8 protein-coding genes are annotated in these 11892 nt (G+C 40.2%); 7 read left to right on the plus strand and 1 reads right to left on the minus strand.

Annotated features, from left to right (window positions below; translation table 11 throughout):
* Nucleotides 1-13: 13 nt before the first annotated feature.
* Both hisS and aspS read left to right on the plus strand, forming a co-directional pair.
* On the plus strand, nucleotides 14-1273 hold the full coding sequence (hisS, locus tag CGC63_RS05250) for a histidine--tRNA ligase (RefSeq protein ID WP_004222976.1): 1260 nt from the start codon (nucleotides 14-16) through the stop codon (nucleotides 1271-1273).
* A 17-nt stretch (nucleotides 1274-1290) separates the two neighbouring features.
* Nucleotides 1291-3096 carry an aspartate--tRNA ligase gene (aspS, locus tag CGC63_RS05255; protein ID WP_004222973.1) on the plus strand — a complete coding sequence of 602 codons (1806 nt, stop codon included), beginning with the start codon at nucleotides 1291-1293 and terminating at the stop codon, nucleotides 3094-3096.
* Between the two features lie 147 nt (nucleotides 3097-3243).
* Here aspS and CGC63_RS05260 read toward each other — a convergent pair whose 3' ends face one another.
* Nucleotides 3244-4329, minus strand: coding sequence for a hypothetical protein (locus tag CGC63_RS05260; RefSeq protein WP_009246760.1), 1086 nt, complete (start codon nucleotides 4327-4329; stop codon nucleotides 3244-3246).
* Nucleotides 4330-4560: 231 nt separating this feature from the next.
* Between CGC63_RS05260 and CGC63_RS05265 the strand changes: the two genes are divergently transcribed.
* The 5 genes from CGC63_RS05265 (at nucleotide 4561) to argS (ending at nucleotide 11696) form a co-directional block, all read left to right on the plus strand.
* On the plus strand, nucleotides 4561-5916 hold the full coding sequence (locus tag CGC63_RS05265) for an efflux RND transporter periplasmic adaptor subunit (protein ID WP_004222966.1): 1356 nt from the start codon (nucleotides 4561-4563) through the stop codon (nucleotides 5914-5916).
* 13 nt (nucleotides 5917-5929) lie between these two features.
* A complete protein-coding gene (locus tag CGC63_RS05270; RefSeq protein ID WP_004222962.1) occupies nucleotides 5930-7645 on the plus strand; it encodes a biotin/lipoyl-binding protein in 1716 nt (571 codons plus the stop codon).
* A 17-nt stretch (nucleotides 7646-7662) separates the two neighbouring features.
* Nucleotides 7663-8916 carry an ABC transporter permease gene (locus CGC63_RS05275; protein ID WP_004222958.1) on the plus strand — a complete coding sequence of 418 codons (1254 nt, stop codon included), beginning with the start codon at nucleotides 7663-7665 and terminating at the stop codon, nucleotides 8914-8916.
* 124 nt (nucleotides 8917-9040) lie between these two features.
* A complete protein-coding gene (locus CGC63_RS05280) occupies nucleotides 9041-9922 on the plus strand; it encodes a DegV family protein (RefSeq protein WP_004222956.1) in 882 nt (293 codons plus the stop codon).
* Between the two features lie 7 nt (nucleotides 9923-9929).
* Nucleotides 9930-11696 (plus strand): arginine--tRNA ligase, encoded by a 1767-nt coding sequence (gene argS / locus CGC63_RS05285; protein ID WP_004222952.1) that lies wholly within the window; start codon nucleotides 9930-9932, stop codon nucleotides 11694-11696.
* The last annotated feature ends 196 nt before the right edge of the window (nucleotides 11697-11892 follow it).

Consider the following 11892-nt stretch of genomic DNA (forward strand, 5'->3'; position numbering starts at 1 on the left):
GGAGACGATAAGTATGAGTTTAAAGAAAAAACCGGTAACCGGTATGAAAGATATTTTACCTCAGGAAATGGAAATCCGTGATTATGTAATCGGCTTAATCAAGGATACTTATAAACAGTTTGGATTTACTTCCATGGAAGCACCTTGTGTAGAGCACATTGAGAACCTTACCAGTAAGCAGGGCGGTGACAATGAAAAGCTGATTTTCCGTATTTTAAAAAGAGGCGAGAAGCTGAAAATTGAGGAAGCAAAGGAAGAAAATGATTTGGTAGACAGTGGTCTGCGTTATGACTTAACCGTACCTCTTTGCCGTTTTTATTCCAATAATGCAAATGAGCTGCCGCAGCCGTTTAAGGCGCTTCACATTGGAAATGTATTTCGTGCAGACCGTCCTCAGAGAGGTCGTTTCCGTCAGTTTATGCAGTGTGATATCGACATTTTAGGTGACCCGACATTTTTAGCGGAAATTGACGTTATTCTGGCAACGTCTACTTTAGTGGGAAAATTGGACTTTGACAGCTTTACTATTCGTATCAACGACAGAAGAATTTTAAAGGCAATGGCAGCGTACAGCGGATTTCCGGAAGACTCCTTTACACAGGTGTTTATTATTCTGGATAAAATGGATAAAATCGGCATGGACGGCGTTGCAAAAGAATTGGAAGAGTCTGGTTTTGCAAAAGAGAGCGTAGAAAAATACATGGATTTATTCAAAGCCATGGGAAATGGTATCGACGGTGTTGCTTATTGCAAAGAAAAGCTGGAGGGCTTTTTAGATGCGAAGGTTGCAGATGATTTGACAACCATTATCGAAAGCGTTATGCAGGCAAAAACAGCAAACTTCAATCTGGAATTTGACCCGACACTGGTTCGTGGAATGTCTTATTATACAGGACCGATTTTTGAGATTTCCATTGACGGTTTTGCAGGAAGCGTAGGCGGCGGCGGTCGTTACGATGAAATGATTGGTAAATTTACAGGAACACCTACACCTGCAACAGGATTTTCCATTGGATTTGAACGTATTGTCATGCTGCTTATGGAAAGAGGATTTAAAGTTCCGGGAGCAAAAGAAAAGAAGGTATACCTTCTGGATAAGAAGCTTTCCAATGAAAAACTTCTGGAAGTAATGAAAAAAGCAGCAGAAGAACGAAAAGCAGGACAGAGCATTAACATTGCTTACGCAAAGAAAAATAAAAAATTCCAAAAAGAACAGTTGGAAAAAGAAGGATATGCTGTCATTACGGAAGTTTATAATGACACTGTTTTATAAGAAGGAGAATTTATATCATGGCAGAATCAATGAAGGGGCTTAAGAGAAGCCACAGATGTACAGAAGTGACAAAGGCAGAGATTGGAAGTACCGTAACGTTAATGGGTTGGGTACAGAAAAGCCGTAATAAAGGCGGAATTGTATTCGTGGATTTACGTGACCGTTCCGGTATTATGCAGATTATTTTTGAAAATGGGGATATTGACGAGCAGGGCTTTGAAAAAGCAGGACGTTTAAGAAGTGAATTTGTAATTGCTGTTAAAGGTCGTGTGGAGGCACGTTCCGGTGCGGTAAATCCAAATCTTCCTACCGGTGAAATCGAGGTAAGAGCAATAGAACTGCGTATTTTATCCGAGGCAGAAACACCTCCGTTCCCAATCGAAGAAAACAGCAAAACAAGAGATGAGGTTCGTCTGAAATATCGTTATCTGGATTTAAGAAGACCGGATTTACAGAAAAATATGATGCTTCGCTCACAGGTCTCTACATTGGTGCGCCAGTTCCTTGCAAAGGAAGGATTTCTTGAAATCGAAACACCGACTTTGATTAAGAGTACACCGGAAGGTGCGAGAGATTATCTTGTACCAAGCCGTGTGCATCCGGGAAGCTTTTATGCCCTTCCGCAGTCACCGCAGATTTTTAAACAGCTTTTAATGTGCTCCGGATATGACCGCTATTTCCAGATTGCAAGATGTTATCGAGATGAGGACTTACGTGCAGACCGTCAGCCGGAATTTACACAGATTGATATGGAATTATCCTTTGTAGATGTGGAAGACGTATTAGATGTAAATGAAAGAATGTTGGCATTTCTGTTTAAGGAAGTATTAGGTGTAGAGGTACAGCTTCCTATTGAGAGAATGACATGGATTGACGCTATGAACCGTTTTGGTTCTGACAAACCGGATTTACGTTTTGGAATGGAGCTTACAGACGTTTCCGAAGTGGTAAAAGACTGTGAATTTGCCGTGTTTAAAGGCGCTTTGGAAAACGGCGGCAGTGTGCGTGGTATCAATGCAAAAGGACAGGGCGCTATGCCACGTAAGAAAATCGACAAGCTGGTAGAGTTTGCAAAAGGCTATGGTGCAAAAGGTCTTGCTTACATTGCTATCGGAGAAGACGGAACAGTGAAATCTTCTTTTGCCAAATTTATGAAGGAAGAAGAAATGCAGGCTTTAATTCAGGCAATGAAAGGGGAAAACGGAGACTTATTGCTCTTGGCGGCAGATAAGACAAAGCTTGTCTGGGATGTGCTTGGAGCGCTTCGTCTGGAACTGGCAAAACAGATGGATTTACTGGATAAAAACGAATATCGTTTTGTATGGATTACAGAATTCCCTCTTTTAGAGTGGTCTGAAGAAGATGAAAGATTTACGGCTATGCACCATCCGTTTACTATGCCAATGGAAGAAGATTTACAGTACATTGACACAGAGCCGGGCAGGGTTCGTGCAAAAGCTTATGATATTGTATTAAACGGAAATGAAATCGGCGGAGGTTCTGTACGAATTTTCCAAGATGACGTGCAGGAAAAAATGTTTGAAGCTTTAGGCTTTACAAAAGAAGAAGCACAGAAACAGTTTGGTTTCCTTTTAGATGCTTTCAAATACGGTGTACCGCCTCACGCAGGTCTTGCTTACGGCTTGGACCGTCTGGTTATGCTCATGGCAAAGGTAGACTCTATCCGTGACGTAATTGCCTTTCCAAAGGTAAAAGACGCTTCCTGTCTTATGTCAGAAGCGCCTGATATCGTAGACGAAAAACAGTTGGAAGAACTGGGAATTGCCATTGTGGCACAAAAAGAAGAAACAACAGAAGAATAGATAAACTATAAAAGTTAGAGTTGTTGTAGAAAACATCATTCAGAATATTTATACACTTTTAGCGAATTTGTCGAGCACGCTTTGAGATTACAAGCTCAAAGTGAGCGCAGACTGAGTGCAAAAGGTATAAATATTCTGGAGATGTATTTAATACAACAACTCTTCTTGTACGTTTCCGAAGATAGCTTCGGAAATTTTCTCATTCATTTGTATTTTCCAGTTGACGCCGTCATTTATCAGATGAATTTCTACATCATGGGAAATGGTGTTGTGATTATTTTCAATACAGGATAAGAGCATTTCCTGTTCTTTTTGTCTTCTGCCTTCTGAGCCAACAGCCAGAGACTCGGAGGTTTCCAGCCATTTTGACAATTCTTCTTTGTATGTTTCCATAATACTGTGAAAATTTACGCTTACAATCGATGCAGTTACGGTTGCCTCGGTATCTTCTTTTTTTTCGCCTAAAATTTTAAAATCAAAGCACTCACTGATTTGTGACGCAACAGCATGAGCAACGGAGCTGTTATAAGTATCCTCTGTCTCAAAAAGAGTGTCCAGAGCAAGATAAATTTTCATCTGTTCAGCATCAAATTGCTTAATACTGCTAAAATGTGTTTTTACAATTTCTTTTGGACTTAATAAATTACAGTCCGTGACATAAGATAAAAAGTTTCCGGTCAAAGCCTCCTGAAGAGAAGGATTGTGAAGAACCTTCCAGCTTTCCTTTTCCTTTACAAGAGAAAGCTTTGCAGTAATGTTTTTGGTTTTATAATGGTTCTTTTGCAAAAGCTTTTCTAACAGCAGATAAGAGTCGTGGATGGAAAATTCTACTCCGGTAGGCGCAGCATCCTGCTCAATATGCTTTTTTAAGGAAGTCTTGCTGAAATCTTTTGCCAGCTTTTTGGCGTCAATGACAGAAAAGGTTACTTTTGCAGAAGCCTCGTTTTCTCTTTCGGAAATTTTTTCTATTTTGTAATTGAAATCCTTGTAAAATAGAGTAAAGATAGAAGCAACATCTTCTTCCAGCTCCTCTGTGTCCCCATAGTATGGGAGAAGTTCTTCGGCTGCAATGCAATTTTGAATAGTTTGCATATCATCACTTTTTATTTGATTAAATTCTTTTTCAATAGCATGCTTTACAGCCTTTTCTTCCTTGCTCAGACAGGCAGACAGAAGAAAATAAAAAAGGCATAGAGAAAGAAGCAGAAATAATTTTTTTGTCCGTTTATTCATGATTATCTCCAATTTTATTCTATATACTGAAGGTAGTTTAACAAAGTCAGAGGCAAGTTGCAACATAATCTGTAACATCTTGCAATGAAATTGCAAGAAAAATGTAAAGAAAATCGTAAAAATTAAGAAAAAACAAGGGGACAGGCAGTGGATTTTTTGATATACTGATTTCATACAATAGACTAAGAGGGTGGCAGGAAAATAAAATTTGAAGAAGGGAAAGAGTAGGGTATGCAGAAAAAACAAAAAATAATCATCGGAGCCTGTACTGTACTGTGTATAGGAGTAATTGGAGCAGGGATTTTCTTTGTACAGCATAAGGATAAAGGAAATAAAGAGGAGCTTGCTTATGTCATGAGTGTTTCGTCCATGAATGATATGGCAGGCACGCAGAAGCTGGCAGGTGTAGTCGAGTCTCAGAAAACCTTAGATATTCAAAAAGACGCAGAACGAGAAGTAAAAGAAATTTTGGTGAAAACAGGAGATGAGGTGGATGTAGGGACACCTTTATTTACTTATGACACAGAAAAACTAGAAGCAGATTTACAGCAGGCAAATCTGGATTTGGAAAGAGCAGATAATGATATGAAAAATCAGAAGGACCAGATTGCCCAGCTGGAGAAAGAGAAGAAAAAAGCACCGGAAAAGGAGCAGCTTTCTTATACCACCCAGATACAGTCTGCTCAAATGGATTTAAAGAAAAGTGAGTATGAGAAGAAGGCAAAAGAAGTAGAGATTAATCGTATAAAAAGTCAGATTGAAAATTCTACGGTTACCAGTGAAATGAAGGGCGTGGTAAAATCTGTGAATAATTCTCAAAACGGAGAAAGTATCAATCCTTATGACGGTTCTTCACAGGCATTTATGACGATTTTGGCAACAGGAGAATACCGTATTAAAGGAAAAGTAAATGAGCAGAATATTACGCAGATTGTAGAGGGAGCTCCGGCAATTATTCGTTCCAGAGTAGATGAAAATGCCGTATGGAAGGGAACTTATACGGCAGTAGATACAAAAAATCCAAACAATAATACCGAGAATATGATGTATGGTGGCAATGAGGACCGGCAGATGACCTCCACTTCCTATCCTTTTTATGTGGAACTGGAGTCTTCGGAAGGATTGCTGTTAGGGCAGCACGTATATATTGAACAGGATACGGGATTAGAAGAAAGAGAAGAGGGAATTTGGCTGGATGAGGCATTTATCGCAGATGTGGATAAAAAACCTTATGTATGGGTAGAGTCGAAAAAAGGTACGCTGGAGAAAAGGACAGTGGTACTCGGAATACATGATGAAAATATGCTTCAGTATAAAATCGAAAGCGGATTAAAATCTTCCGACTATGTGGCTTACCCTCAGGAGTTCTTTAAAGAAGGCGTAAAGACTACGCATGAAATGGTGGAGGACATAATGGGAATGCCGGAAGACGACGGAGCAATGCCGGAAGGCGAAATGATGCCGGAGGGAGAAGCCGTTCCTGAGGAAGAGATGATACCGGAGGAAGAAACCATACCAGAAGAAGGTGAAGGAGAAGCTGTGACACCGGAAGGAGCAGTGCCGGAAGGTGAAATAACTGTGGAGTAAAGGAGGCGGGACAATGCGAATAACGAAAAAAACAGCAAAAATTGCCGCAGTCAGTACAGCAGGTGTGCTTCTTCTTGGCGGAGGTATCTGGTTTGCGGCAGGAAAATTAAAAAAGCCGGAGATAAAAGTCTACTCCATGGAAGAATTGTCTCAGCAGATGTGGGGAGAAACCAACAGTCTGGAGGGCGCAGTTTCCTCCAACGTATCGCAGGAGGTACGTCTGATGGAGAAACAGTTAGTTTCTCAGGTTCACGTACAGGAGGGGCAGGAGGTAAAAGAAGGAGACCCCTTGCTGACCTATGACATGACTTTGGTAAATATTGATCTGGAAATGGAAAAACTGAACAGAGAGCAGCTAAAAGTCAAGAAAAAAGGTCTGGAGAATGAACTGAAAAACCTAAAGGATGATAAAAAGAATATGGCAGTAGGCAGGGTCTATAAGGTTGAATTTCTCAGCAATATAGAAGAAAATCCGGAGATAAAACCGGAGGAACCCAAACCGGAACAGCCGGAGACGCCGCAGGAGCAGGCAAGACCTTCCGGTGTTTACAAAAGACTGTATCGTGACATTACCATTGATAACACAGAATTTCCAAATGATGATGCCATTATAGAAAATGCCATTCCTTATTCGGGAAAGGGCACAAAAGAGGAGCCTTATGTGTATGTATGCCAGAAGGGCGTTCTGATACAGGGTGAATTTTTAAACCAGTTAGCAGGATTTGATGTTTCCGGAAACAGAGTGCGTGAGCCATATTATTGTAAATTAGAAGTGCGAAGTGACAACAGCTTTGACGGAACCTTACAGGCTGCTATGATTTTGGACGGAAGCGCAATAGAAAGCGCCGTGGAACCAAGTGCATGGTTCCGTACCAGATTAGGGAAAAATGAATGGGAAGAAATGCTGCCTGAGGAAGATGTTCCGCAGGGGGAAGTGCTTCCTGAGCTGCCGGACGGAACCGGAAATGAAATTCCGGAGGAGGAGATTGTAGGCGGATATTCTAAAGAGGAATTAGAAAAAGCCATTAAAGAAAAGGAAAAAGAAATCAAGACCACGGAACTGGATATAAAAGAAGCAGATTTGAAAATTAAAAAGGTAGAACAGGAGCTTCAAAGCGAGACAGTAACCAGTACGGTAAACGGTACTGTGAAAAAAGTGGGAGACCCTGCCAAGGGAGAGATAGACGGCGACCCTTTTATTATTGTTGAAAGCAGCGGAGGTGTTTACATTAAAGGCGTAGTAAGCGAAGCTTTACTGGAAAAAGTACAGCCGGGACAGCTTGTAACCGGTATGGCTTATGAGTCAGGCACATTTTTTGAAGCAGAGGTAAAAGAAGTTTCTCCTTATCCTGCCAGCGGTTATCAAAGCTATGACGGCAGAGAACTTACCTATTATCCTTTTACCGCATACATTGCAGACAGCACAGGATTAAAGGATAATGAAATGGTGAGTATGGATTTGCCCGCAGACGAAGGCGGAATGTCAGGCTTATTTATCGGTAAAGAATATATTCGAAGCAAAAACGGAGAAGACTTTGTTTATAAAGAAGGGAAAAACGGAAAGCTGGAAAAGCAGCCAATACGTACAGGACAGACCTTTTACGGTTCGATAGTAGAAGTGAAAGACGGCTTGACTATGGAAGACCATATTGCATTTCCTTATGGCAAAAAGGTAAAAGAAGGAGCAAAGGTAAAACGTGCTTCTTTGATGGAAGAAAATATATTTTAAGAAAGGAAAGCAGCACAATGATTGAAAATATTAGATTGTCTTTTCAGGGGATTTGGGCACATAAAATGCGTTCCTTTTTGACCATGCTGGGAATTATTATCGGTATCGCATCTTTAATATCTATTGTGTCTACAATCAAAGGAACAAATGAACAGATTAAGAAAAACCTCATTGGCGAAGGAGATAATGTGGTAGATGTTTATCTCGGTCAGGGAGGAAGTGAATATGAGATGGAATATCAGGGTGTGCCGGAGGGTGTGCCTGTGATAACAAAAGAGCAGAAAGAAAAAATAGCAGATTTGGATGAAGTCACGAATGTAACCTGTTATCAGGTGAGAAAATATGCAGACAGTGTATTTTATCAGAATAAAACCATGAATGGCGGCGCTGTGTTTGGGATTGATACAGATTATCTGGATACCTGCGGATATCAGATTATCAGAGGAAGAGGTTTTTCCAAAAGCGATTATGGAAAATTTCAGAAGGTAGTCTTGATTGATGAAACTGCTTCCAGCAACTTTTTTGAAAAGGGAGAGGAAATCGGAAAGGTTATAGAAATCAAAGGAGAACCTTTTACAGTAGTGGGTGTGATAAAAAAGACAGAGGAATTTGAGCCTGTTATTAACAGCAGAGAAGAATATTACACTTATTACAATGAAAGCAGCGGTATGGTTTTAGTACCCGACAGTACATGGCCGATTATTTATCGGTATGATGAACCGCAGCTGGTGTCCGTGAAAGCCACTTCTCCGGAAAGCATGAGTGCGGCAGGGAAAAAAACAGCAGAAATTTTAAATGAAAGCATTGTTTCTGCAACCGGCGATATTAAATATAAAGCCAGAGATATGATGGAAAAGGCAAAAGACTTGCAGCAGATTAGTGAAAGCACCAATCGCCAGCTTTTGTGGATTGCCAGTATTTCTCTCCTTGTAGGCGGCATCGGCGTTATGAATATTATGCTGGTGTCTGTGACAGAAAGAACAGGGGAAATTGGTCTGAAAAAGGCGATAGGGGCAAACAAGAGAAGAATTTTGGGGCAGTTTCTTACAGAGGCAGCCGTGCTTACCAGTATCGGTGGAATTTTAGGTGTTTTTGCAGGCGTTATTTTATCGGCTGTAATTGCCAAAATGTCAGGTGCACCGATGGTAATCAGTGTACCGGCGGCTGTATTGGCAGTTGTTTTTTCAACGGTAATTGGTTTGATTTTTGGTTTATTGCCATCTGTGAAAGCGGCAAATCTCAGTCCGATTGAAGCTTTAAGAAGAATGTAAAGGAAAAACAGAGCTGTTGTTTTATAAAACGACAGCTCTGTTTTTGAAGAAAAATGATTGTATTTGAAGGTACTGTATGGTATCATTAAAAACAATGACCTAAAATTAGGAAAGGGAGCTGAGAATGATGGGGAAAAAGAAAATCGCAATTATTACAGACAGCAATAGCGGTATCACTCAGAAAGAAGCACAGCAGTTAGGTATTACCGTACTGGCAATGCCATTTTATATTGATGAACAGTTGTTTTTAGAAGATATTACTTTGACGCAGGAAGAATTTTATAAACGGTTGGCAGAAGATGCAAATATTTCAACTTCTCAGCCTTCACCTGCGGATGTTATGGAAACATGGGAAACACTTTTGGAGGAATATGATGAGCTTGTACACATTCCCATGTCAAGCGGATTAAGTAACTCCTGTCAGACTGCCATGGTGCTGGCAAAGGAGTTTCATGACAGAGTACAGGTAGTGGATAATCAGCGCATCTCCGTTACCCAGCGTCAGTCGGTTTTAGATGCTATGGAACTGGCAAGGGCAGGTAAGGATGCAGCCGAGATAAAAGAAATTCTGGAGAAGGAAGCAGGAGAGTCCAGTATTTATATTACGTTGGAAACCTTAAAATACCTGAAGAAAGGCGGAAGAATTACACCGGCAGCAGCAGCTCTTGGTACTGTATTAAACTTAAAACCGGTTCTGCAAATTCAGGGAGATAAGTTAGATGCTTTTTCAAAAGCAAGAGGAAAGAAGCAGGCAAAACGTACCATGCTTCAGGCGATGAAAGCAGATTTGGAAGGCAGATTTAAAGAGTACGCAGACAGAGATTTAATTTGCTTACAGGCGGCTTATGCAGGCAATGAAGAAGAAGCTATGGAATGGAAAAAAGAGCTGGAAGGTCAGTTTCCGGGTATGCCGGTATATATGGCGCCGCTGTCTCTGAGTGTGGCATGCCATATCGGACAGGGAGCTTTAGCCGTAGCAGCATCAAAAAAAGTGGAAGTGGAGTAACAGGCAGATGAAGAAAATTATAGAAAAAATTGAGGAAGCAGTAAAAGAAGCATTTGCAGCTTCAGAGTATGACGAAAAATTTGCAAAAGTGACAGTGTCAAATCGTCCTGATTTATGTGAATATCAGTGTAACGGTGCTATGGCGGCAGCAAAGACTTATAAGAAAGCGCCGATTATGATTGCAAACAGCGTAGTGGAAAAATTGCAGGATAATGAAATATTTGAAAGTGCAGAGGCAGTTAATCCTGGTTTTATCAATCTTAAATTAAACAAAGAATTTCTGTCAGGATACTTAAACGATATGTTGGCAGACGAAAAGCTTTCCGTAGAGGAAGCCAAAAATCCAAAAACAATCGTCATTGACTACGGCGGACCGAACGTTGCGAAGCCTCTCCATGTAGGACATTTACGTTCTGCAATTATTGGAGAAAGCATTAAGAGAATGGGACGCTTCTTAGGGCATAAAGTGATTGGCGATGTGCACTTGGGTGACTGGGGACTTCAGATGGGCTTGATTATTACAGAACTCTCCAAAAGACAGCCGGATTTAGTGTACTTTGATGAGAATTATGAAGGCGAGTATCCAAAAGAAGCTCCGTTTACCGTAAGTGAATTGGAAGAAATTTATCCTACTGCCAGCGGTAAATCAAAAGAAGATGAAGCATATAAAAATGAAGCCTTGGAGGCAACTCTTCAGCTTCAGAAGGGAAGAAGAGGTTACCGTGCTTTATGGCAGCATATTATGGAGGTCTCTGTCACAGACTTAAAGAAAAACTATGCCAAATTAAAAGTAGATTTTGATTTATGGAAAGGTGAAGCGGATGCAGACGCCTACATTCCTGCTATGGTGGATTATTTAAAAGAGAACGGTTACGCCTATCTGGATCAGGGTGCTCTTGTAGTGGATGTAAAAGAAGAAACCGATACAAAAGAAATTCCGCCGTGTATGATTTTGAAATCAGATGGGGCTTCTCTGTATAATACAACTGATTTGGCAACCATTGTACAGCGTATGGAAGATTACAAGCCTGATGAGATTATTTATGTGGTTGACAAACGTCAGGAGTTGCACTTTGTTCAGGTGTTCCGTTGTGCAAAGAAAGCAAAACTGGTAGATGAAAATACACAGTTATCCTTTGTCGGTTTTGGTACCATGAACGGAAAAGACGGAAAACCGTTTAAGACAAGAGAAGGCGGTGTTATGCGATTAGAACGTCTGATTGCAGAAATCAATGAGGAAATGTTCAAGAAAATCACAGAAAACCGCAGTGTAAAAGACGAAAACGCAGAAAAGACAGCACAGATGGTTGGATTATCTGCAATTAAATACGGCGATTTATCCAATCAGGCATCTAAGGATTATGTATTTGATATTGAACGCTTTACTTCCTTTGAAGGGAATACAGGTCCGTATATTTTATACACCATTGTTCGTATTAAATCTATTTTAAGCCGTTATGCAGAAAGCGGAAAAAATATAGACAAAAAAGCAATGAAAGCTGCTGTAAATGACAGTGAAAAGGCGCTGATGTTAGAATTGTCTCGCTTTAATTCTATTATTGCACCTGCATTTGAGGAAAAAGCACCTCATAGAATTTGTTCTTATATTTATGACTTGGCAAATGCTTTTAACAGCTTTTATCATGAAACAAAGATTTTATCAGAAGAAGATGAAGATAAGAAAGCATCTTGGATTTGTTTGTTAACATTGACAGAAAAAGTATTAGAAACCTGTATTGATTTACTGGGATTTGATGCACCGGATAGAATGTAAAAAGACTCTCTGCAAAGGAAAAGAAGAACCTTTGCAGAGAGTCTTTTTCGTTATTTTGAATAAGCGTTATAAGGGATTTGTCCGATTGTTTTAAAAATGTGCACATAAGAGGAAAAATAGGAGAAAATAATTGCAAAATATAACAATGAATAGTATTATTAAGAAAAATGTTTGTGCAGAATGCATGAGCGTTAAA

Origin of the sequence: Blautia hansenii DSM 20583 (genome assembly GCF_002222595.2) — a bacterium.
Classification (GTDB): domain Bacteria; phylum Bacillota; class Clostridia; order Lachnospirales; family Lachnospiraceae; genus Blautia; species Blautia hansenii.